The organism is Streptomyces sp. NPDC088116 (assembly GCF_044741745.1).
In the GTDB taxonomy this organism is placed as follows: Bacteria; Actinomycetota; Actinomycetes; order Streptomycetales; family Streptomycetaceae; genus Streptomyces.
This window is the reverse complement of the sequence record NZ_JBIUTF010000011.1, coordinates 41539-64971: the sequence shown is the minus strand read 5'-3', so window position 1 is coordinate 64971 and position 23433 is coordinate 41539. Positions and strand designations below refer to the sequence as shown.

11 protein-coding genes are annotated in these 23433 nt (G+C 72.2%); 5 read left to right on the top strand and 6 right to left on the bottom strand.

Annotated features, from left to right (window positions below; all coding sequences use genetic code 11):
* Positions 1–5: 5 nt before the first annotated feature.
* Complete coding sequence (locus tag ACIOJD_RS33285; RefSeq protein ID WP_401920064.1) at positions 6–4226, bottom strand: type I polyketide synthase; 4221 nt, start codon at positions 4224–4226, stop codon at positions 6–8.
* 414 nt (positions 4227–4640) lie between these two features.
* On the opposite strand from ACIOJD_RS33285, the gene fdhA reads away from it, so the two are divergent.
* The gene (gene fdhA / locus ACIOJD_RS33280; RefSeq protein WP_401920062.1) at positions 4641–5870 is read left to right on the top strand and encodes a formaldehyde dehydrogenase, glutathione-independent; all 1230 of its coding nucleotides are present in this window, start codon (positions 4641–4643) and stop codon (positions 5868–5870) included.
* Between the two features lie 266 nt (positions 5871–6136).
* Here fdhA and ACIOJD_RS33275 read toward each other — a convergent pair whose 3' ends face one another.
* On the bottom strand, positions 6137–6862 hold the full coding sequence (locus ACIOJD_RS33275; RefSeq protein WP_401920060.1) for a TetR/AcrR family transcriptional regulator: 726 nt from the start codon (positions 6860–6862) through the stop codon (positions 6137–6139).
* Positions 6863–6990: 128 nt separating this feature from the next.
* Between ACIOJD_RS33275 and ACIOJD_RS33270 the strand changes: the two genes are divergently transcribed.
* Positions 6991–8124: an FAD-dependent oxidoreductase gene (locus tag ACIOJD_RS33270; RefSeq protein WP_401920058.1), complete on the top strand. Its 1134-nt coding sequence runs from the start codon at positions 6991–6993 to the stop codon at positions 8122–8124.
* A gap of 24 nt (positions 8125–8148) precedes the next feature.
* On the opposite strand, the gene ACIOJD_RS33265 is transcribed toward ACIOJD_RS33270, so the two are convergent.
* Positions 8149–8541 (bottom strand): hypothetical protein, encoded by a 393-nt coding sequence (locus ACIOJD_RS33265; RefSeq protein ID WP_401920056.1) that lies wholly within the window; start codon positions 8539–8541, stop codon positions 8149–8151.
* 293 nt (positions 8542–8834) lie between these two features.
* On the opposite strand from ACIOJD_RS33265, the gene ACIOJD_RS33260 reads away from it, so the two are divergent.
* From ACIOJD_RS33260 to ACIOJD_RS33250, 3 genes are all read left to right on the top strand, one after another.
* Complete coding sequence (locus tag ACIOJD_RS33260) at positions 8835–9476, top strand: hypothetical protein (RefSeq protein ID WP_401920054.1); 642 nt, start codon at positions 8835–8837, stop codon at positions 9474–9476.
* A complete protein-coding gene (locus ACIOJD_RS33255; protein WP_401920052.1) occupies positions 9392–10147 on the top strand; it encodes a hypothetical protein in 756 nt (251 codons plus the stop codon). The genes ACIOJD_RS33260 and ACIOJD_RS33255 overlap by 85 nt, the downstream gene beginning before the upstream one ends.
* A 103-nt stretch (positions 10148–10250) precedes the next feature.
* Positions 10251–11195, top strand: coding sequence for an alpha/beta fold hydrolase (locus tag ACIOJD_RS33250; protein WP_401920049.1), 945 nt, complete (start codon positions 10251–10253; stop codon positions 11193–11195).
* 61 nt (positions 11196–11256) lie between these two features.
* Here the strand turns inward: ACIOJD_RS33250 and ACIOJD_RS33245 are convergent, their stop codons facing one another.
* The 3 genes from ACIOJD_RS33245 to ACIOJD_RS33235 form a co-directional block, all read right to left on the bottom strand.
* Entirely contained in the window at positions 11257–11784 is a 528-nt protein-coding gene (locus ACIOJD_RS33245) for a GNAT family N-acetyltransferase (protein ID WP_401920047.1), read from the bottom strand.
* 83 nt (positions 11785–11867) lie between these two features.
* Entirely contained in the window at positions 11868–12461 is a 594-nt protein-coding gene (locus ACIOJD_RS33240; RefSeq protein WP_401920044.1) for a DinB family protein, read from the bottom strand.
* Between the two features lie 125 nt (positions 12462–12586).
* Positions 12587–23329, bottom strand: a complete 10743-nt coding sequence (locus ACIOJD_RS33235; protein ID WP_401920042.1) for a type I polyketide synthase — start codon at positions 23327–23329, stop codon at positions 12587–12589.
* Between the last annotated feature and the right edge of the window lie 104 nt (positions 23330–23433).

The window sequence follows — 23433 nt, the reverse complement described above, 5'->3', positions numbered from 1 at the left end:
GCTGCTCACTGAAGTTCGAATTCCTCGTCGATGAGGTCGAGGAGCCGGTCCACCGGCGCGGCATCGATGTCCTCCGTGGAAATCCGGCCGGGTTCCGGTCCGGCCGCTCTCGCCGGTCGGACCGGCCCCGGGGGATCACTCGCGGGGCCCGGTGGACCGCTCCCGGGCTCTTCGGGCGGGTCGCCCGGGTCGGCCCCGAGCAGGTCCGCGAGGTGGTCCGCGACCGACGCGGGCGTGGGGTGGCTGAACACGAGGGTGCCGGGCAGCCGCAGTCCGGTGGCCATGGTGAGCCGCTCACGCAGTTCGGTCTCGGTGAGCGAGTCGAAGCCCAGCTCCCTGAAGGCCAGCTCCGGGCCGACCTGGTCCGGGTCCGGGTGGTCCAGCACCGCGGCGGCCTCGGCGCGTACCAGGTCGAGCAGGGCGCGGCCCCGCCGGGCGGCGGACATGGCACGCAGCTCCGCAGCCCGCCCCGGACATGTCGCCGACTCGGCTTCCGACTCGGCCTGAGCCAGGCCGACTTCACGAGGGGCCGCGGGGACTTCGTCGAGCTGCGGCACGGGCCGTACGAACAGTGACTCGACCGAGAGCGCCGGATCACCGCCCGGGGTGACGGCCTCGATCGCGACCGAACCGTCCGGCCGGGCCATCAGCCGCACGCGGAGCGCCGTGGCACCGGCTTCGTGCAGCGAAAAGCCTTGCAGATACGAGGGTTGGCCGATGTCGGCCTCCAGCGGGGTGGCGTGCCGGACGGCGTCCAGCAGGGCCGGGTGCATGATGTAGGCGGCCGGGTCCACGCCCTCGGGCAGGGCCACCTCGGCGAACACCTCCGTACCGCGCCGCCAGGCCGCGCGCAGTCCCTGGAACGCCGGGCCGTAGCCGAACCCGGCATCCGCCGACCGTCGGCGGACACCCACCAGATCGACCGGTTCGGCGCCCCCGGGCGGCCATTGAGCCGTGTCGAATCCGGCGTCGGGGGCGCTCTTGGGACCGAGCACCCCGAAGGCGTACTGGGTCCACGGCGTGCCCGGGGCGGGCCGCGCGTGCACGGTCACCGGACGCCGCCCCGACTCCCGGGCGGGCCCGACCCGCGACTGGAGTTCCAGCGCGAGGGATTCCGGGACGACGAGGGGCGAGGTGAGGACGAGTTCTTCCAGGTGGGCGCACTCGACTTCGTACCCGGCGCGGACGGCGAGTTCCGCCAGGGCCGTGCCGGGCAGCACGATCCGGCCGCGCGCGGTGTGGTCGGCCAGCCACGGCTGGGCGGCGGGCGAGAGGCGGGCGGCGCACACCAGGCCGGCGTCCTCGGCGAGTTCCACGACCGTGCCCAGGAGCGGATGGCCGGGACCGTCGCCGTGGGTGCCGCCACCGCCCGTAGCGCTCGCGTACGGGCCGCTGGAGCCGCTTCCGTAGGCGCCGTTCTCCCTCGGGGCGTCGGGGCGCGGGGGGAGGGTCGGCCAGAAGCGCCGGTGCTGGAAGGCGTACGTCGGCAGGTCCACCCGGCGCGCGCCGGTGCCCGCGAACAACTCGCGCCAGGCGACCGGCACTCCGGCCACATGCAGTCGGCTCAAGGCGGTGACGAGCGTGGTCTCCTCGTCGCGGTCCTTGCGCAGTGCGGGCAGGACGGTGACCGGCGGGCCCACACGGTCGGCCGGGTCGGCGGGGGCGGCCGGGTCGGCCGGGCTGTCCTTGGCGGCCGGGCTGTCCTTGGCGGCCGGGCTGTCCTTGGCGAGGGCTGCGAGTGTTCCGTCCGGGCCCAGTTCGAGCAGGACCGTCGCGCCCGCCGCACGCAGGGCGCGGACGCCGTCGGCGAAGCGGACGGGCTCGCGGACGTGGCGGACCCAGTACTCCGGTGAGCGCTGTTCCCCGTCCGCCGTGGTCCTCCCGTACAGGTTCGACACCACGGGGACGCGCGGCTCCTGGAACCGGAGCCCTTCCAGCACATGCCGGAAGTCCGCGAGCATGGGGTCCATCAGCGGCGAGTGGAAGGCGTGCGAGACGGGCAGCCGGGTGGTTTTACGGCCCCGGTCCGCCAGCGTTTGCGCGATTCGCAGCACCTCGTCCTCGGCACCGGAAATGACCAGCCGTGTCGGGCCGTTGACGGCGGCGATCGACGCGCGTCCGGTCAGCAGGGGCAGCACTTCGTCCTCACCGGCCTGTACGGCGACCATGGCTCCGAGCCGGGGCAGTGCCTCCATCAGCCCGGCGCGGGCGGCCACCAGCCGGCACGCGTCCCCCAGCGTCAGGACACCCGCGACATGCGCGGCCGTCACCTCGCCGATCGAGTGCCCGACCAGGAAGTCGGGGTGCACGCCGAACGACTCGACCAGCCGGTGGAGCGCCACTTCGAGTGTGAAGAGAGCGGGCTGCGCGTACCCCGTACCGTCGAGCAGGTCCGCGTCCTCGCCCCACATGACATCGCGGAGCCGCCCCAGGTCCGATCCTGAACCGGTGGGCGGTCGCGACGCGGAGAACTCCGCCAGCACCGCGTCGAAGGCCGCCGCGAACACCGGGAACCGCGCGTACAACTCCCGCCCCATGCCCAGCCGTTGTGAACCCTGACCGGGGAACATCACGGCGATCCGGGGCTGTCCGGCGACCCCCCGCGCGACCTCGGTCAGCTTTCCGTCGGCGGCCAGCAGGACCGCCCGGTGGTCGAAGGTCGCACGGCCAGTGGCCAGCGAGAAACCGACATCGGCGGCGCCATCCGGATCCGCGGCGGACCGGATCCGGGCCAGCTGGGCGTCCAGCGCGGTCTCGGACTTGGCCGACACGGCCCAGGGCACCACGACGGGGACGTGGCGCGGGCTGCCCTCGGGCTCGGCGAACGCCGTTTCAGGCAGGGCCTGTTGAGAGGCGAGCTGGTGCCCCGGCCCCTGTTCAGGGGCTTGTTCCAGGATGACATGCGCATTGGTGCCGCTGATGCCGAACGAGGACACCCCGGCGCGACGCGGACGTCCGGTGTCCGGCCACGCGGTGTTCTCACTCGGCAGCTCGACCGCGCCCGCCGTCCAGTCGACCTGGGAGGTGGGCGCGGTCATGTGCGGCGCGCGCGGGAGTGTCCCGTGGCTCAGCGCCAGCACTGTCTTGATCACGCCCGCGACGCCCGCCGCCGCCTGCGCGTGGCCGAGGTTCGCCTTCAGGGAACCGACATACAGCGGACGGCCGTTGTGGCCCCGGTCCCGCCCGTAGGTGGCGAGCAGCGCCCGCGCCTCGACCGGGTCCCCCACCCGGGTCCCGGTGCCGTGAGCCTCCACCGCGTCGACCTGATCGGGTGTCAATTGAGCGGCGGCGAGGGCCTGTCGGACGACCTGTTCCTGGGCGGAGCCGCTCGGGGCGGTCAATCCGTGTGAGGCGCCGTCGGAGTTGACGGCGCTGCCGCGCACCACGGCCAGTACGGGGTGGCCGTACCGCCGCGCGTCGGACAGCCGTTCCAGCAGCAGCACGCCGACGCCTTCGGCCCACACCGTTCCGTTCGCGTCGTCGGAGAACGGTTTGACCCGCCCGTCCGGTGCGAGGCCGCCCTGCCGGGAGTAGCCGACGAAGCCACGCGGCGTGGACATGACCGCCGCGCCACCGGTGAGCGCGAGCGAGCACTCCCCCGCGCGCAGGGCCGCCGCCGCGCTGTGCAGCGCCACCAGGGAGGAGGACGACGCGGTGTCCACCGTGATCGCCGGGCCCTCCAGCCCGAGTACGTAGGCCAGCCGGCCGGACGCCACGGCCGGCGAGGTGCCGGTGACGGCGTGCCCGGCCAGGTCCTCGTCCGCGCGCTGGACGAGGAGGGCGTAGTCCTCACCGCTGACGCCGATGAACACACCGGCCGGGCTGCCGCGCAGCGACAGCGGGTCGATGCCCGCGCGTTCGACCGCCTCCCAGGACACTTCGAGCAGCAGCCGCTGCTGCGGGTCCATGGCCAGCGCCTCGCGCGGGCTGATCCCGAAGAAGCCGGGGTCGAAGTCCGCCGCGCCGCGCAGGAAGCCGCCCCGCCGGGACGTACTGCTTCCGGGGCCGTCGCCGGTGAGGGCGGTCAGGTCCCAGCCGCGGTCCTCCGGCAGGGGTTCGGTGACCTCCTGTCCGGACAGGACGAGGTCCCACAGGTCCTCGGGGGTGTCGGCACCGCCCGGGTAACGGCAAGCCATCCCGACGATCACCACGGGATCGCCCGAGGACTCCGCGCCGGATCCAGGCCCTGTCCTGCCGATCTCCGCCGGGCCCGGAACCTCTGGCACGGCACCTACAAGATCGACCGGACAGGACCTAGCCGTCATGCCGCCGCACCGCCTTCGGGGAAGTCTGACGATTGGATCTCCAGGTCGGAGGCTAAAGGCGGCGGCGCTTTACATTCCCCTAGACCTCACGCCACCCCTCAAGGCACGGAACGTCGTTCCGGTTGACTGACCCTTCCGCACCCAGGGGCCGGCACCGAGCCGCCTCCGGCCGATTGCTTGACGTCTTCAGTACTTTTTGTCCGCTCGCAGTGGTGGATTTAAGCTGATGTATGGAGCGATGCGCCGCCGCGCGCACGGCCCGGAGAACATGCCTCACGGCCGGTCGGCCCGAGCGGTGACGCCCTCCCGCGGGCACACCCGAGTGAGCGTGGGACGCAGAAGACGCGAACGGAGCCGAAGGGACGGCGAGTCGGCATGAGTGGAGGCAACAGAGCGGTCGCCTACATCAAGCCGGGTGAGGTGAATGTCGTCATCACCGACTACCCGACATTCCAACTCCAGGACGGGCCGGGAGTGGCCCCCGAGAATGTCGGCCGGACCTGTCGGCACGGGGTCATCCTCAAGGTGCTCGCCACCAATATCTGCGGCAGCGACCAGCACATGGTGCGCGGCCGCACCACGGCTCCCGAGGGCCTGGTCCTCGGACACGAGATCACCGGGGAGGTCATCGAACGCGGCCCGGACGTCGAGTTCATCAAAGTCGGGGATGTCGTCTCGGTGCCGTTCAACATCGCCTGCGGCCGGTGCCGCAACTGCAAGGAACGCAGGACCGGTATCTGCCTGAACGTCAACCCCGCGCGCCCCGGCGCGGCTTACGGCTATGTCGACATGGGCGGCTGGGTCGGTGGCCAGGCGGAGTACGTGATGGTGCCGTACGCGGACTTCAATCTGCTCGCCTTCCCCGACCGGGACGCGGCCCTGGAGAAACTCCTCGATCTGACCATGCTGTCGGACATCTTCCCGACCGGCTTCCACGGTGTGGTGACCTCGGGCGCGGGCGTCGGCTCGACGGTGTACATCGCGGGCGCGGGGCCCGTCGGCCTGGCTGCAGCCGCCTCGGCGCAGCTGCTCGGCGCGGCGGTCGTCATCGTCGGCGACCTCAACGCCGACCGGCTGGCCCAGGCCCGCAGCTTCGGATGCGAGACCATCGATCTGACCAGGGGGTCCGTCGAGGATCAGATCGCCGAGATCCTGGGCGTACCGGAGGTGGACGCCGGGGTCGACGCGGTCGGCTTCGAGGCGCACGCCCACGGCACCGACGCGGGCGAGGCTCCCGCGACCGTACTCAACTCCATGATGGGTGCGGTCAGGGCGGGCGGCGCCCTCGGCATCCCGGGTCTGTACGTCACCGACGACCCGGGCGGCGTCGACGAGGACGCGAGGAGCGGAACGCTGAAGGTACGGCTGGGCCTGGGCTGGGCGAAGAGCCACCAGTTCAGCACGGGCCAGTGCCCGGTGATGAAGTACAACCGGGCGCTGTCGATGGCGATCCTGCACGACCGCGTCCATATCGCGAAGGCGGTCAACGCCACGGTGATCCCGCTGGACGACGCACCGCATGGCTACGCGGAGTTCGACCAGGGCGCGAGCCGCAAGTACGTGCTCAATCCGCACGGAGCACTCGACGGAGCGAAGGCCGCGTGAGCGGACGCGGACGGGGACCCCTGCCGGGTGACCGGCCGTCGGGGACCCCTGCCGGGTGACCGGCGGGGGTCCCCGACGTGGCCCTGGCCGGCCTGAACCGGGGCGAGCCGCGGCAGCCACCGGTGCCCCTTCTCCCCACGCGTGAGGGACGCACGCCTGCGTGGAGGTATCGGACCGTCGATGGTCAGCACCGTCAAGGTCACCGGCCGACGGCAAGAGGAATGCTCCGGGACATCACCCGTCAACCCTTTAACGCGACACCCGGCTCAGGCGGCGGGTGGGGTGTCCGCCTGTCCGCCGGGCAGGTGGAGAGCGGTGACGCCGGTGAGGACGAGATCGATCCCGGCGAGGAACTGCTCGTGGTCGTCATGGTCGCGCACCTGGTCGGCGACGGCCCGGGTGAACGGGTAGTCGCCGGGGTCGAGCTCCTCCCAGGCCCTTGATACGGCGTCGAGGAACTCGGTGCGGTCCACGTCGGGCCCGAGAACGCGGGCGTTCGCGGCGTTCTGGCCGGCCGCGCCGAGGATGTAGTGCACCAGCCCCGAGGTCGCCGTGAACCAGTTGTCCTCGGGCACGCCCAGGGCGCAGATCTGCCGGCCGATGCTTTCGAAGATCCGCGCCGTCACCGACCCCCAGGGGCTGCGGGAAAACTGCGTCGAGAGTTGTGTGGCGAGCCACGGGTGTTCGTCGATCGCGTCGAACAGGCCGAGCGCGACGGCGCGGATCTCGTCCTGCGGCGTCTTCGGGGACTTGTCGGGCTCGATGGCCAGAGCGGCCGCGACGACGGCGTCGGTCGCGGCGCCGAGCAGTTCGCCCTTGTTCGCCACATGCCAGTAGATCGCCCCGGGCCCGGTGGAGAGGCGCTCGGTCAGCGCCCGGAATGTCAGCCCGCCCTCACCGGCCGCGTCGAGCAACTCGACGGCAGCCCCGACGATGCGCTCCCGGGAAAGTGCCTCTGTGCGCCGCTGCGAGCGGCGCGTCCGCGTTGCCACGCCGCCATCGTGACATATCTGGAGCGCCGTTCCAACTTGACACGTTGGAGCGCCGTTCCAACAATGGAACGACATTCCAGAGAGGCGGCCGGACCCCACCCGGCGACCTCGATCCCGAAGGAGTCACGATGCGCGTTCCCGTCACGATCGTCGGCGCCGGACTCGGCGGCCTCACGCTCGCCCGCGTCCTGCACGTCCACGGCATCCCGGCCACGGTCTACGAGGCGGAGGCCTCACCGACGGCGCGCGCTCAGGGCGGCATGCTCGACATCCACGACTACAACGGCCAGCCGGCTCTGCGGGCGGCGGGCCTGATCGAGGAGTTCCGCGGCCTCATCCTGGAGGGCCGCCAGGCGATGCGGATCCTCGACCGGGACGGGACCGTCCTATTCGACGAGCCCGACGACGGCACGGGCGGACGCCCCGAGGTGCAGCGCGGCGAGCTGCGACAGATACTGCTCGACTCGCTCCCGGCCGGCACCGTCCGGTGGGGCCACAAGGTCAGCGGTACCCGTACTCTCGGCGACAGCCGCCACGAGATCACCTTCGCCGACGGCACCAGCGTCACCACGGGCCTGCTCGTCGGCGCGGACGGCGCGTGGTCCCGGGTCAGGCCGCTGCTCTCCGCCGCCACCCCCGCGTACACCGGCATGTCGTCCGTCGAGATCCACCTGTTCGACAGCGACACCCAGCACCCGGCCTGCGCGAAGGCGGTGGGCGGCGGGGCGCTGTTCGCGCTCGCGCCGGGAAAGGGGATCCTGGCTCACCGGGAGAGGGGCAGCACTCTGCACACCTACGTGATACTCACCGAGCCGCAGGACTGGTTCGCGGGCATCGACTTCACCGATTCCGCCACGGCCACCGCCCGGATCACGCAGGAGTTCGACGGCTGGGCCCCCGAGCTGACCGCGCTGATCACCGAGGGTGACACCGCACCGGTCCTGCGCACCCTCAACGCCCTGCCCATCGGACACCGGTGGGATCGGGTGCCGGGGGTGACCCTGCTCGGCGACGCCGCCCACCTCGCGGCCCCGAACGGCGAAGGCGCCAACCTGGCCATGTACGACGGCGCCGAACTCGGCAAGGCCCTCGCCGCACACCCCGACGACATCGAAGCCGCGCTCACCGAATACGAGCAGGCCATGTTCCCCCGAGGCGCCGAAGCCGCCGCCGAAGGCACCGAACTCCACGAGTTGCTCTACGGCGACGACACACCCCACAGCCTGATCACCGCGTTCGCCGCAGACAAACCGACCCGATGAGCCACTCGTCGCGTGGGTGGAGAATCAGCCGTGGACGAGTGCCGTGCACCCCGTGAACGGGACCAGAATCAGCACGGCCGTGCCGAGCCACCCGCCGAGCCTGTCACCGCGCCGCAGCGGCAGGAGCACATCCACCATGAGGACCAGCAGCAGCATGAACAGCCCGGTCACGGCCAGCAGGAGCATCACAGGAAACGCGTGATCGAGAGTGGTGTAGTCACAGTTGACTGCCCCGGCGCCGGCCGGGTCCCCCGTACTCGGGCAGTCCATCGGCATGTACTCGGTCAGCAACCACCACACGAGGTAGAGCGGGATCATCGCGGGTACGCCGAGAACGAGATTCACCATGCCGGGCACCCGGAGTCCGCCCCGCTCCCGCTGATCACGATCGCCGTCCAGCAGGTCAGTCCCCGACATGGCCCCAAACCCTTCCCGTTCCCCGCCCGCCGGGACGAACTCACCAGAACCGTCCGGTGGTTCCGTGCCCGAGCACGGGCGGCCGTCGCGGGAGATCGTCACCCGCACCGACCTCAACTGCCGTCGACGCGCTCCGGCATAGTGCCCGCATGCTCCAATGGATACGGATCACCAGACGTCCGGCTGCCCTGGCGGCAAGTCTCGCCGCCGTTCTCGCCACGACTTCGGCACCTGCGACGGCCGACGGCTCCGGCGAGGTCGCGTTACGGTTCGAAGCCCCGGCAACCTTCCGCATGTACAACGCCGACGAGGGCGCCGGGGCCACCAACAGCGACTTCGTCGTGCCCGTCGCTGTCGTGCGCGGTGACGGCGGCCCGGCCCGCGATGTCAAGGTCGTCGTGGACGTGTCGGGGCTGGAGGGCGTCGCCCAGGCGGTCAAGGGCGGGTACGGGAACTGCACCGGCGCGGGCCCGGTGTTCACGTGCGAGTACGGCGACCTCCAGAACGGCGACGGGGAGGCCAATGCGCCCTTCACCCTCCACGGTGTGGACGGCGTCGAACCGGGGGACGGCGCGACCGTGACCTACACCGCCACCGCCGACAACGCGGCCCCGGTCACCGGCACCACCCGCATGACCGTGGGCGGTCCCACACTGCACTCGCCCAAGGAGGAACGGGCGGTCAAGGGTGTGGAACCGGGTAAGTCCCACCCGCTGACCCCCAGGTTCGCCAACCACAGCCGGTTCACCGCCAAGCGGGGTGTCGCCCTGCACATCACCGCGCAGAGCGGTCTGCTGATGACCTCGCGCCCCGACAACTGCTACTTCGACACCACGTTCACCTCGGCGTGGTGCACGTTCCCCACGAAGGCCGCACCAGGCACGGCGTACCGCACCGGTTCCCCGATCGGCTACACGGCCGCCCCGGCAAGCTGAAAGGCACGCTGTCCTACAGCTGGTCGTCCGACCTCCGGAAGCCCGACGACCTCACCGTACGCGGCGAAGGCGCCCCGCTGCCCCTGACCAGGACGGCCAACCGCGGCCTCACGAACGGCAGTAGCGACCTCCACGTCGAAACCACCGTGCAGGCCGACTACGAGCCGGTCACAACGAGCGTCCGGGGCCGGGTCGGCGACACGGTGAAGGTACGGCTCGGACTGCGCGACCACGGACCGGGCCGGCTGACCGAGTCCGAGGCGCTGGGCCGCTTCGAGGTGATTCCGCCGCAGGGGACCACCGTCACGTCCATCCCGTACACCTTCGAGGATTCGGGCGGCACGTGGGCGTGCGAACGGCCGGAGAAGCCCGGCGGGGCATTCGTCTGCGACATCGGTGACGACACCTTCCTCGAGGTACGCCACGCAGGGGGTACGACCGCCATCGGCTTCCACATCCGCATCGACCGCCAGGTCCCGGGGGCGCGGGGCGCCATCCGTACGTACAACCCCTACGACCGCACCCCCGGAAACAACACCGCGTCCATCCCGCTCGACGCGTCACCCGCCCTGCCGTACCGGCCCTACCAGGACCCCGTCATATGGGCGGCGGGGGCCTTGGCGGTCATGGTTGTGGTGACGCTGCACCGGCGCCGGCGGCGCGCGTCCTAGGGCCCGTCCGGCGGATCTTCGTGGACCAGGCCGCGGCGTCTGGTGCCGTACCTCGCAAGAGTGACGGACATAAACCAACGAACCACCCCATTAGGATCGAGGCATGGCCGACACCGCCCCGAACCGATCTCCCGATCAGAACCCCGTCCCCGGGCTGCCGCTGCGCGACCTCGCGGGCTTCACCCACCGCTGGGCCGACGCGGAAAGGATCCGGCTTCACGCCGTGGAAGGCGGTCGGTCGGGCGGCCCCACCGTCGTGCTGCTCGCCGGATTCCCGCAGACCTGGTGGGCTTGGCACAAGGCGATGCCGCGCCTTGCCGAGCGCTTCCACGTGATCGCGATCGACCTGCCGGGACAGGGCCACTCCGATCGTCCCCAAGAGGGCTACGACACTCACACCGTCGCTTCGCGCGTCCAGGCCGCGCTGACCGCGCTCAACGTGCCGAAGTACTGGCTCGTCGCCCACGACATCGGGGCCTGCGTCGCCTTCTCGCTCGCCCTGAGGTACCAGGACCGCCTGCACGGCGTCGCCCTGCTCGACGCCGGCATTCCCGGAATCACCCTCCCGGACGCCATCCCGACGGATCCCGAACGGGCCTGGAAGACCTGGCACTTGGCGTTCCACGTGGTGCCCGAACTGCCCGAGACGCTGATCACCGGCCGCGAGCGTGACTACGTGGAATGGTTCTTGAGGGTCAAGACACTGTCCCCGAACACGTTCGGCAGCGCCGATATCGACCATTACGCCGCCTCCATCGCAGCCGAGGGAGGGCTCCGAGCGTCTCTCGCCTACTTCCGCGACGCCGCGGAATCAGGGCGCGAGAACCGGGACGCTCTGGATTCCGGACAAGGGCACCTGACCATCCCGGTCCTGGGAATCTCCAGCTCCCACGGCTCGATCCCCGACATGGCCGCCTCCCTCGGCCCCTGGGCGGAGAACGTGACCGGCGTCGTCATCCCGGAGTCCGGGCACTTCATTCCCGAGGAGCAACCCGACGCGACTGTGGACGCATTGACCGCGTTCATCGATCACGCGCGTGTGGAGTAGAGCGACGAAGTCGGCCGACTGCGCGGATCCCGACGGATCAACGGCAACCGTCCCCTCGCCCCTATCGGGCGAGGGACGACTTGTCACTCGCAGTCGGACGGCGGACCAACACGCGAGTGCTGCCGCCGTCGTCCTCGATGTCCCGGACATGCTCGAAACCGATCCTGTCCAGCAGGGTCAGTGAGGCCTCGTTCGGCGCGGCCACGGTGGCGTAGACCTCGGTCAGTCCGAGGGGGCCGAAGCCATGGGCGACGATCGCCTCCGCCAATTCGGTGCCCAGGCCACAGCCCCACGCCGCCGGTGCCAGAGCGTAGATGATCTCGTGGCCTCCGACGACGTCGGTCCGCTTGATCTCGGCATGTCCGACCAGGAGTCCGTCCCGGCGAACAGCCCAGACGTCGAACAGATCCTGGGCGTAGACCTTCGTGAAGATCCGCCCGAACAGAGCCCGGTCCGCTGCTTCGGGAGCCGGTCCGTCGCCCATCCACCATGACACCCTGGTGTCCTGGAACAGCGCGACGAAGCCCTCTTCGTCCCCGGGTACGTACGGCTCCAGAAGCAGCCGGTCGGTGCGCAGAGTCGGGGTCACGGACAGCGACGCTACCCACGCGGCACCCGGTCGGCAAACCCGTTCACCTGCGCGGATATCGCGCTTCCCGACCTGGTCCGGCCTCACGTGTCCCGATCGGCCTCCCGGGCCGCGTGCTCCAGGCGGCTTCGGTAGTTCTCCCACCACGCCGAGTCGCCCGGCGGGATGTTGTCGTTGCCCTTGTTCATCCCCACGGCACCGTCCAGGAGTTCGCGGATGATGTCGGCGTGCCCCGCGTGCCGGTGCGTGTCAGCGATCACTCGGACCACCGCATGGTGCAACGTCACCTCGTCCTTGCCGCTCGGCCACCAGGGCACATTGCCGACCGTGTCCAGCGGCAGGGCCTTGAGCGTCGCGTCCGCGTGCGCCCATGCCCGGCGGTAGAGCTCCACGATGAACTCCCGTGACTCCTCGGCGGGGGCCCACATGTCCGCGTTGGGCCCGGCACCGTCTTCGAGCCAGGGCAGTGGCTCGCCGGACGGGCGGCCGAAGGTGTCGCCGAGGTAGCCCAACTCCACACTGGCCGCGTGTTTCACCAGGCCCAGGAGGTTGGTGCCGGTCGGGGTCAGTGGGCGGCGGATGTCGTACTCCGAGAGCCCTTCGAGCTTCCACAGCAGGGCTTCGCGGGCGGATCGCAGGTAGAAGTGAAGGTCGCCTCTGGCATCCGATGTGGTCATGGGGCAAGTCTGCCGCGCGCGGGATCTCCGTCCACCGCTTTTGCCCACCGCCTGTCCATTGCCCGGTGCCGCGCGGCGGTTCCGTACGAAACCGCCGTACGGAACCGTCGCGCGGGCTTCGAGGATCAGGCGTCCGGGTCGAGCGTCGTGAGCCATTCCTCCATCAGGCGCGCGGTCTCCGCCGAGTCGTCCGAGATCAGCGTCAGATGGTCCGCGTCGATCACGCGCGTCGCGGTGGCGGGTACCGCCGGTACCTCGTCGCCGTGTCCGACGCCCGGCAGCGCGTCCCCGCACCGGATGAGCAGGCTGGGCACCGAGGTGTGGTAGCGCTCGGCGTCGCCGGTGGTCATCCGGATGAACCAGTACGCCATGGCCGACAGCCGGGCGCTGTTCAGTTTCACCGACGGGGAGTCGATGCCCGCGAGGTAGTTCGTCTGGACCGCGTCCCAGTCGACCTGTTCGCCGGCCCCGTACCCCAGGCTCAGTGTGTCGAGCATGATGATGCCCTCGGGCCGGACGCCCCAGACCTCCTCCAGCACGCCCGCCGCCCGGTAGGCGAACGTACCGCCCGTCGAGTAGCCGACCAGGACGAACGGTTCGCCGTCACTGGCCAGCAGCGCGCTCTCCGCGATCAGCCTGGCCGCGGTCTCGCTGTCCGCGGGCAGTGGCTCGCCCTCGGCGAAGCCGAGCAACGGCAGTGCGGAGACGTGCCTGTTGCCGCGGAAGGGGGAGGCGATCCTGGCGTACTGGTGCACACCGCCGTTCGCACCGGGGGCGCTGACGCAGATCAGCCGGGGGCCGCGCGGTCCCGACGCCAGGGTCACCGGCTGCGGCAGTTCCTCCACCTCGGCCGACGCCGCGACCGACGGCCGGGTGGCCGCGACGGCCATCAGCAGCCGCATGGCCTCCAGTTGCTTGCCGGAGTTCACCGTGTCGAAGAACATGCCGACCAGCGAGTCCTGGGTGTTCTCCTGGATGGTGGTCAGCGCGCCGGGTTCGGCCGCCGCGCTCAGGCCGCCCTGGTCGGCGAGCCGGGCCCGCAGCCACTGGGCGAGCCCGGCGGGGGTCCGGCTCTCGAAGACCACCGACGTGGGCACTCGTATGCTGAGCGCCTCGCCGAGCTGATTGCGCAGCTCCAGCGCGATCAGCGAGTCGAACCCCAGGGTGAGGAAGGCCCGTTCGGGGTCCAGCGCCTGCGCGTCCCGTCGGCCCAGGAGTACGGCCGAGGTGCCCACCACCAGTTCCACCAGCAGTTTCTCCTGCTCGGCGGGGTCGAGGCCGCGGAGCTTGTCCCGTACGGTGGCGAACGACCTGGCCTTTCCGGCGGCCGTGGGCCGGGCGCCCGCGATGAGGTGGCGCAGCAGGGGGTGTACCTGCTGGAGCGCCCGCGAGCGGTCCACCCGGAGCGGGACCAGCGCGGCCTCGTCGCGGGTGAGGGCCGTGTCGAAGAGGGCCAGGCCGAGTTCCGGGGTGAGCGGCGGTGTGCCCGAGCGGCTCATGCGCTGGATGTCGGTGTCGGTCAGGTGGCCGGTCATGCCGGTGCGGCGGCCCCAGAAACCCCACGCCAGCGAGGTGGCGGGCAGCCCCAGGCCGTGCCGGTGGCGGGCCAGGGCATCGAGGTAGGCGTTGCCCGCCGCGTAGCTCGCCTGGGCCTGGCTGCCCATCACGCCGGACACCGAGGAGTAGAGCACGAAGGCCGCCAGGTCGAGTCCGCGGGTCGCCTCGTGCAGGTGCCAGGCGGCGTCGGCCTTGGGCCGCAGCACGGTGTCGATCCGCTCGGGGGTGAGCGAGGCGATCAGGCCGTCGTCCAGGACACCGGCGGTGTGCACCACGGCGGTCAGCGGGTTTTCGGTCGGCACGGAGGCCACCAGGTCCCGTACGGCGACGGGGTCGGTGACGTCGCAGGCGGCGAGGGTCACCCGCGCCCCGGCGGCGGTCAGTTCGTCCCGCAGTGCGGCGGCGCCCGGCGCGTCGGCGCCCCGGCGGCCGGCCAGCAGCAGGTGCCGGACGCCGCGCGTGGCGACCAGGTGCCGGGCCAGGTCTCCGCCGAGTCCGCCGGTGCCGCCGGTGATGAGCACGGTCCCTTCAGGGTTCCAGGCGCGTTCGGCGGGAGGCTGCTCGGGTACCCGGGCGAGTTGGGCGACCCTGGCCGTCCGCTCGCGGAGCACCCACTGTTCGTCGTCGGAGGCGAGCAGGCCGGACAGGGCCGGCGCCGATATGTGCGCGTCGTCGATGTCGACCAGCAGGAAGCGGCCGGGGTTCTCCGACTGCGCGGAGCGCACCAGGCCCCATACAGCGGCGGCTGCCAGGTCGCGTATGTCCTCGCCGTCCACGGGCATCGCGCCGCTGGTGACGAAGAGGAGCCGGGAGCGGGCGAACTTCTCCTCGGCCAGCCACTCCTGCATCAGCGCGAGGGCCCGGTGGGTCTCCTCGCGCACGGCTTCGGGGCCGGAGCCGCCGACGACCGCGACCACGAATCCGTTCGGTACGGGGCCGTTGTCGCCGTTCTCACCGATCGCTCCGGCGAGGGTCTCTGCGTAGGCGGCGATGGTCTCGCCGCCCAGCGCCATCGCGTTGCCGAGGTCGAGCCGGTCGTCCCCGACGACGGCCCACCGGGCTCCGGCGAGCGGGGTCGGCTGGGTCGGCGCGGGGTGCCATTCGACGCGGTAGAGCGAGTCGAGCGGGTTCTGTCCCGCGCGGTTGTCCCGCTGGGCGTCCGTCACCGGGCGCAGTGTCAGTGAGTCGACCGAGATGACCGGCGTGCCGTCGGTGTCGGTCGCGGTGAGTGTGACGGTGTCCGGTCCGGTACGGGCGATCCGGGCGCGCAGCACGGTGGCGCCGGAGGCGTGCAGCGAAGCGCCGTTCCAGGTGACGGGCAGCACGCTGTCACCGACCGACTCGCGACCCTCGCCTGTGTACGGGACCGCGTACAGCACCGCGTCGAGCAGTGCCGGGTGCAGGCCGTAGCCGTCCGCGTCCGGTGCCCCGCCCTCCAGGGTGACCTCGGCGAACGTCTCCTCGCCCCGGCGCCAGAGCGCCCGCAGGCCGCGGAACGCCGGGCCGTACTCCAGGCCCGCCTGTGCGTGGCGCTCGTGGAGGCCGTCGAGGTCGACCGGGGTGGACTCGGGCGGCGGCCACTCGGTGAGGTCGAGCCCGGCGTCGGGCGTGATGCCGGGCGAACGGGAGCCGAGCACGCCGGTCGCGTGCAGGCGCCATTCGCCGTCGGCCGCGTCGGCGGGCCGGGCGTACAGCCGCAGGTCCCGCCGGCCGTCCTCGTCCGGCTCGCCGACCCGTGCCTGGATCTGTGTCGCGCCCTGGGCGGGGAGCGGCAACGGCTCGGTGACGGTGAGGTGTTCGACGCGGTCGCGGCCGGCCTGGTCACCGGCCCGGACGGCCAGTTCCAGGAAGCCGGTGCCGGGGAAGTACGCCGTACCGCCGATGCGCGGTTCGGCGAGCCAGGGGTGGATCGCCGGGGAGAGGGATCCGGTCAGTACGAGATCGTCCGAGCCCGCGACGGTCATGGCCGCGCCGATGAGGGGGTGCCCGGTCGGGTCGAGGCCGACGCCGGACAGGTCGGTCGGGACGGGTGATCCGGACGGCCAGAACCGCTCGTGCTGGAAGGCGTACGTCGGCAGGTCGACGCGGCGGGCGCCGGTGCCGGCGAAGAACGCGTGCCAGTCCACCGGCGTTCCACCCACATGCAGCCGGGTGAGGGCGGTGACGGCGGCGTTCTCCTCGGGCTGGTCCTTGCTCAGCAGCGGTACGGCGACGGCGTCGTCGGCGGCCGATTCGCGGATCATCGCGGTGAGCGCGCCGTCGGGGCCGATTTCGAGGAAGGTCCGTACCCCGCTGTCGGAGAGGGTCCGGATGCCGTCGGCGAAGCGTACGGTCTCGCGGACGTGCCGGACCCAGTAGTCGGGCGAGCGCAGTTCGTCGCCGGTGGCGAGGGCGCCGGTGAGGTTGGACACCACCGGGACGGTCGGCTCGTGGAACTCCAGGCCGGCCAGCGCGGCGCGGAAGTCCTCCAGCATGGGGTCCATGAGCGGCGAGTGGAAGGCGTGGCTGACGGTCAGCCGGTGCGTACCGCGCTCCTCGAACCGCGCCGCGAGGTCCCGTACGGCGTCCTCGTCGCCGGAGACGACCACCGAGGAGGGGCCGTTCACGGCGGCGACCGACACCCGGCCGGACAGCAGCGGGGTGACCTCGTCCTCCGTGGCACGCAGGGCCACCATCGCGCCGCCGGACGGGAGTTCCCGCATGAGGCGTGCGCGGGCGGTGACGAGCGTGCAGGCGTCCGCGAGGGACAGTACGCCCGCCACGTGCGCGGCCGTGATCTCGCCGATCGAATGGCCCGTCACGAACTTCGGGGTGACGCCGAGGGATTCCATCAATCGGAAGAGGGCCACCTCGACGGCGAACAGGGCGGGCTGGGCGACTCCGGTGTCGTCGAGCCGGTCCGGGTCCTCGCCCCAGATGGCCTCGCGCAGCGTGTCCGGCCCCGGGCCGGAAAGCTCCGCGAGTACGGTGTCGAGCGCACCCGCGAAGGCCGGGAAGCGATCGTACAACTCCCTTCCCATGCCGATGCGTTGGCTGCCCTGGCCCGAGAAGACGACCGCCGTCGGACCGGGGGCGACCGTGCCGCGGACCGCCTCGGTCACCGAATCGCCGATGGCCAGCAGGGCGGCCCGGTGGTCGAACGCCGAGCGTTCGGTGGCGAGCGTGAAGCCGATGTCCAGCGGGGTGTGTCCGGTCGCGGCGGCGAAGGACGTCAGCCGGTCCACCTGGGCGTCGAGCGCGGCCCCGCTCTTGGCGGACAGCACCCACGGCACGAGGCCGGGCGTCACCGAGGGCGCCGGAGCGTCCTGCGTCGACTCCTCGGCGGGAGGCGCCTGTTCGAGGATGATGTGGGCGTTGGTGCCGCTGATCCCGAACGCGGACACGCCCGCCCTGCGGGGGCGCTGTGTCCGCGGCCATCCGGCGTTGTCGGTCAGCAGCCGGACCGAACCGGCCGACCAGTCGACGTGCGAGGACGGCGTGTCCACATGGAGGGTGCGCGGCAGCACTCCGTGGCGCAGCGCCATGACCGTCTTGATCAGACCGGCCACGCCGGCGGCGGCCTGGGCGTGGCCGAGGTTGGACTTCACCGAGCCCAGCAGCAGCGGGCGTGCCGGGTCGCGTTCCTGCCCGTACGTCGCCAGCAGCGCTTCCGCCTCGATCGGGTCGCCGAGGGTGGTGCCCGTGCCGTGCGCCTCCACCGCGTCGATGTCGCCGGTGGTGAGGCCGCCGGCCGCGAGGGCCTGGCGGATCACTCGCTGCTGGGACGGGCCGTTCGGCGCGGTCAGTCCGTTGGACGCGCCGTCCTGGTTGACGGCGGAGCCGCGTACCACGGCCAGGACGGGATGTCCGTTGCGCCGGGCGTCGGACAGCCGCTCGACGACGAGCATGCCGACGCCTTCCGACCAGCCGGTGCCGTCGGCCGAGTCCGAAAAGGCCTTGCACCGGCCATCCGGTGCGAGGCCTCCGTGGTGCCGGAATCCGGCGAAGCTCGCCGACGTGGTCATGACCGTCACTCCACCCGCCAGCGCGAGCGAGCACTCGCCGCCGCGCAGCGCCTGGGCGGCCAGGTGCAGGGACACCAGGGACGACGAGCAGGCCGTGTCCACGGTGACGGCGGGCCCTTCGAGGCCGAGGGCGTACGAGACCCGGCCGGACATGACGGCGGGGGCGAGCATGACGCCGCGTCCCTCCATGTCCCGGGCGCGGGCGATGACATGCATGTAGTCCACGCCGTTGCTGCCGACGAACACGCCGGTGCGGCTGGAGCGCAGGGCGACGGGGTCGATACCGGCCCGTTCGATCGCCTCCCAGGAGGTCTCCAGCAGCAGCCGTTGCTGCGGGTCCATGCCCAGGGCCTCGCGCGGTGAGATGTCGAAGAACTCCGGGTCGAAGTCGGCGGCGTCGTAGAGGAAGCCGCCCTCGCCCTCCAGCCCCCAGCCCCGGTCGGTGGGGAATCCGGAGATGGCGTCGCGGCCGCCGGAGACCAGGTCCCACAGCTGGTCGGGTGAGTCGGCGCCGCCGGGGAAGCGGCAGGCCATGCCGACGATCACGACCGGGTCGTCGGACGCGGGGGCGAGGGACGCGGTGAGCGCGGGGATGTCGCTCTCGGGGCGCTGTCCCATCAGTTCACCCGCGAGGTGCTCGGCGAGCGACTGGGGCCTCGGGTAGTCGAAGAGGAGGCCGGCGGGCAGAGTGAGACCGGTGACACGCGCGATTTGGTTGCGCAGTTCCATCGAGGTCAGCGAGTCGAAGCCGTGGTCCTGGAAGACCCGGTCCGGGCTGATGGCCTCGGGTCCCGGGTGGCCGAGGACCCCGGCCGCGTGGGTCCGTACGAGGTCCACCAGCAGCGCCGTGCGCTCGGACTCCGGTGCCGCGTACAGCCGTTGCCGTAGCTCGGAGGCCACCGACTCGCCCTCCCGCCGATGGTCCTTGGCGGACCGGAGCGCTTCCCGGGCGGCGGGCAGGGTGCTCAGTGACGCGTTGGCGCGCAGGCTGAACAGCGCCTCCAGCACATCGCTCCGCCCCAGGTCGGCGACGACGGTGACGGGGTCCGGCGCGGCGACCAGTTCGGCCAGCACGCCGAGGGCCAGGCCGGGTTCGAGCGCGGTGGTGCCGGTCTCGCGCATCACGTCCTCGATACGGGCGGCCATGCCGCCGCCCTCCCAGGCGCCCCAGGCGACGGAGGTCGCGGGCAGACCCTGGGCCCGGCGCTGCTGGGCGAGCGCGTCGAGCACCGTGTTGGCGGCGGCGTAGTTCGCCTGGCCGAGGTTGCCGACGGCGCCGGCCACCGAGGAGAACAGGGCGAAGACCGACAGGTCGCGGTCGCGGGTGAGTTCGTCCAGCAGCATCGCCGGGGCGACCTTCGCCCGGAACACCGCGCCGAACCGCTGCGGGGTCAGTCCGTCGAGTACGGCGTCGTCGAGCACACCGGCCGCGTGCACGACCCCGGTCAGCGGGAACTCCTCGGGGATCGAGGCGAGGACGCCTTCCAGCTCGGCGCGGTTCGCCGTGTCGCAGGCGGCGACGGTGACGCGCGCGCCGAGGCCGGTCAGCTCCGCCTCCAGGTCGGCCGCGCCCGGCGAGAGGGGGCCTCGGCGGCTGAGGAGCAGCAGGTGGTCCGCGCCGTGTTCGGCGAGCCAGCGGGCCAGGTGGGAGCCGAGCGCGCCGGTGCCTCCGGTGATGAGGACCGTTCCGGACGGCCGCCAGGTCGGGGCGCCGTCGCGGGAGGGGGCGGGCAGCAGCCGCCTGCCGTACACGCCCGAGGCGCGGACGGCGAGCTGGTCCTCGTCGCCGGGCCCGCCGAGGATGCCGAGGAGCCGCCGTACCGTAAGGTCGTCCGGCGCTGCGGGCAGGTCGACGACGCCGCCCCAGCGGTCCGGGTACTCCAGGGCGGCCACCCGGCCCAGGCCCCAGAGGGCGGCCTGGCGCGGGTGGGTGACGGGGTCGCTCTCGTCCACCGACACCGCTCCCCTGGTGACGGACCAGACCTGTGCGGGGATCCCGGCGTCGTCGAGTGCCTGGACGAGTACGGCGGTGTCGACCAGGCCCACCGGGACGCTTGTCCAGCGTCGGGCCTCGGTCGCGGCGAGCAGCGAGACGACTCCGGCGAAACGCAGGCCGTTGGCCGCCAACGCGCCCAGTTTCTCGGCGAGTTCCGCGCGGTCGGGGCGCTTGTCCAGGGTCACGTGGACCGTGTCCGGGCCGAGCCCGTCCAGCAGGGGCCGTAGCCAGGCGTCGTCGGTGTCCGGCCCGTCGGCGGGCAGCGCCACCAGCCATACGCCGGGCAGGGTGGCGGCGGCGGTGCCGCGCAGCGGCTGCCAGCTCTCCCGGAACCGCAGTGAGTCGGCGAGCGAGCGGGCCCGGCGCCTGCCGCGCCACGCGGACAGCGCGGGGACGACACCGCCGAGGGCGTCGGCGTCGATGTCCAGGCGGGCCGCGAGGTCCGACAGGTCCTCGCTCTCCACGGCGGCCCAGAAGTCGGCGTCGGCCCCGTCCCCCGCTCCCGTGAGGGACGGCGGGACCGCGCCCGCCGTCTGGGGCCAGTACCGTTCGCGCTGGAAGGCATACGTCGGCAGGTCGATACGGGCGGCGCCGGTGCCGGCGAAGAACTCCCGCCAGTCGACCGCGACCCCGGCCGCATGCAGCCGGGCGAGGCCGGTGACGGCGGCCGTCTCCTCGTCCCGGTCCTTGCGCAGCAGCGGGACGACGGGCGTGTGTGCGGGCGCGGACTCCCGCATCAGCGGCGAGAGGATCCCGTCGGGGCCGAGTTCCAGCAGCACCCCGGCCCCGGCGTCGGTCAGGGCCCGTACACCGTCGGCGAAGCGTACGGTCTCGCGGACGTGCCGGACCCAGTAGTCGGGCGAGCGCAGCTCGTCGGGGGTGGCGAGGGCGCCGGTCAGATTGGAGACGAGGCCGATCTCGGGGGCGTGGAAGGTGAGTTGCCCGACGACCGTACGGAACTCCTCCAGCATCGGGTCCATGAGCGGGGAGTGGAAGGCGTGGCTGACGGACAGCCTGCTCGTACGGCGTCCCTCCAGCCGGGCCGTCACGGCGGCGACGGCGTCCTCGGTGCCGGAGAGCACCACGGAGGTGGGGCCGTTGACGGCGGCGACCGACACCTGTCCGGCCAGCAGGGGCGTGACCTCGTCCTCGGTGGCCTCGACGGCCACCATCGTGCCGCCGGTGGGGAGTTGTGCCATCAGGCCGGCGCGGGCGGCGACGAGGCGGCAGGCGTCGGGGAGGGAGAGCACGCCGGCGACGTGCGCGGCCGTGATCTCGCCGATCGAGTGTCCGGCCACGAACCGGGGGCGTACGCCCAGCGATTCGACCAGCCGGTAGAGGGCCACCTCGATCGCGAAGAGGGCGGGCTGGGCGTATCCGGTCCCGTCGAGGGCGTCCGGGTCGTCGCCCCAGATCACCTCGCGGAGCCGGGCCAGGTCCGGGTGAGGGGCGGCCTCCGGGAGCGCGGAGGGTCCGGTTTCCAGGACGGCGGCAGATCCGGCGGCGAACTCCGCCAGGACCGCGTCCAGCGCCCGCGCGAACGCGGGGAACCGCTCGTACAGGCCACGTCCCATGCCGAGGCGCTGCGCGCCCTGCCCGGAGAAGGCGACGGCGACCGGCAGGTCCCCCGCCTCTCCCCTGGCGGCTTCGATGATTCCCTCGTCGGAGGCGAGCAGCACCGCGCGGTGCTCGAACGACGAGCGGGCGGTGGCCAGCGAGTACCCGACGTCCAGGGCCGAGCACTTCGCGTTCTCCGCGACGAATCGCCTCAGCTGTTCGACCTGCGCGTCCAGGGCGGTCGCGGTCCGGCCGGCGACGAGCCAGGGCACCACGCCGACCACCGGGGCGGGCGGCTCGGCGGCCGCGGACCCGGCACCGGCACCGGCACCGGCACCGGCACCGGACTCGATTTCCGCGTCCACGCCGGGCTCGGAGCCGTCGGGTGTGTGTTCCTCCAGGAGCACGTGCGCGTTGGTACCGCTGATGCCGAACGAGGACACACCGGCCCGGCGCGGGTGATCGGTCCGGGGCCAGTCGGTGTGGGCGGTGAGCAGGTCGACACTGCCCTCGGCCCAGTCCACATGGGAGGACGGGGTGTCGATGTGCAGCGTGCGGGGCAGCACCCCGTGCCGCATGGCCATGACCGTTTTGATGAGCCCGGCAGCGCCCGCCGCGGCCTGGGTGTGGCCGATATTGGACTTCACCGAGCCCAGCAGCAGCGGGCGTTCACGGTCCTGCCCGTAGGTCGCGAGCAGCGCCTGCGCCTCGATCGGGTCGCCCAGCGTCGTACCCGTACCGTGCGCCTCCACCGCGTCGACGTCCGCCGGGGAGAGCCCGGCGGATGCCAGGGCCTGCCGGATGACCCGTTGCTGGGAAGGGCCGTTGGGGGCGGTGAGGCCGTTGGAGGGGCCGTCCTGGTTGACGGCGGAGCCGCGTATCACGGCGAGGATGTCGTGCCCGTTGCGTACGGCGTCGGACAGCCGTTCCACCATCACCAGGCCGACGCCCTCGGACCAGCCGGTGCCGTCCGCCGCGTCGGCGAAGGCCTTGCAGCGGCCGTCGGGGGCCAGCCCGCCCTGGACGCCGAACCCGGCGAAGCTCGCGGGGGTCGTCATGACGGTGACCCCGCCCGCGAGCGCGAGGGAGCACTCCCCGCTGCGCAGCGCGTGCGCCGCCAGGTGCAGGGAGACCAGCGACGAGGAACACGCCGTGTCCACGGTGACCGCCGGACCCACGAGGCCGAGTACGTACGACAGCCGCCCGGAGATCACACTCGCCGCGAGCCCGGTGCCGCCGTGGCCGTCCATCTCCTCCCGGGCCTCGGCCACCAGGCGGACGTAGTCCTGGCCGTTGGTGCCGACGAACACGCCGGTCTGGCTGCCGCGCAGGGTCAGCGGGTCGATACCGGTGCGTTCCACGGTCTCCCACGCGACCTCCAGCAGCAGCCGCTGCTGCGGGTCCATGGCCAGCGCCTCACGCGGGCTGATCCCGAAGAAGCCGGGGTCGAAATCGGCCGCGTCGTAGAGGAATCCGCCCCGGCCGGTCACGCTGCGGTCGCGGCCTTCCCCGCCCAGGGTTCCGGAGTCCCAGCCGCGGTCGGCGGGGAAGCCGGAGATGGCGTCGCCGCCGGAGGACACCAGGTCCCACAGCTGCTCCGGCGAGCGCACTCCGCCGGGGAACCGGCAGGCCATGCCGACGATCGCCACCGGCTCGTACCGACCGGACTCGGCCTCCTCCAGACGCCGCCGCGTCTGATGCAGATCCTTCGTGACCCACTTCAGGTATTCGACGAGCTTGTCTTGGTCAGCCATGGTCAACGAGCCTTTCCGCTTCCGCTTGAGAGAGCGATCCGAGAGATCGGCCTCAGAGATCGGTTGGACAGATCGGTTGGAGAGGTCGGTTGGACAGGTCGGTT

Coding starts and splice junctions, on each gene's coding strand:
- ACIOJD_RS33240 (WP_401920044.1), bottom strand. CDS start 12,461: ATGACCACATCGGATGCCAGAGGCGACCTTCACTTCTACCTGCGATCC.
- ACIOJD_RS33270 (WP_401920058.1), top strand. CDS start 6,991: ATGCGCGTTCCCGTCACGATCGTCGGCGCCGGACTCGGCGGCCTCACG.
- ACIOJD_RS33250 (WP_401920049.1), top strand. CDS start 10,251: ATGGCCGACACCGCCCCGAACCGATCTCCCGATCAGAACCCCGTCCCC.
- ACIOJD_RS33235 (WP_401920042.1), bottom strand. CDS start 23,329: ATGGCTGACCAAGACAAGCTCGTCGAATACCTGAAGTGGGTCACGAAG.
- ACIOJD_RS33260 (WP_401920054.1), top strand. CDS start 8,835: ATGTACAACGCCGACGAGGGCGCCGGGGCCACCAACAGCGACTTCGTC.
- fdhA (WP_401920062.1), top strand. CDS start 4,641: ATGAGTGGAGGCAACAGAGCGGTCGCCTACATCAAGCCGGGTGAGGTG.
- ACIOJD_RS33265 (WP_401920056.1), bottom strand. CDS start 8,541: ATGTCGGGGACTGACCTGCTGGACGGCGATCGTGATCAGCGGGAGCGG.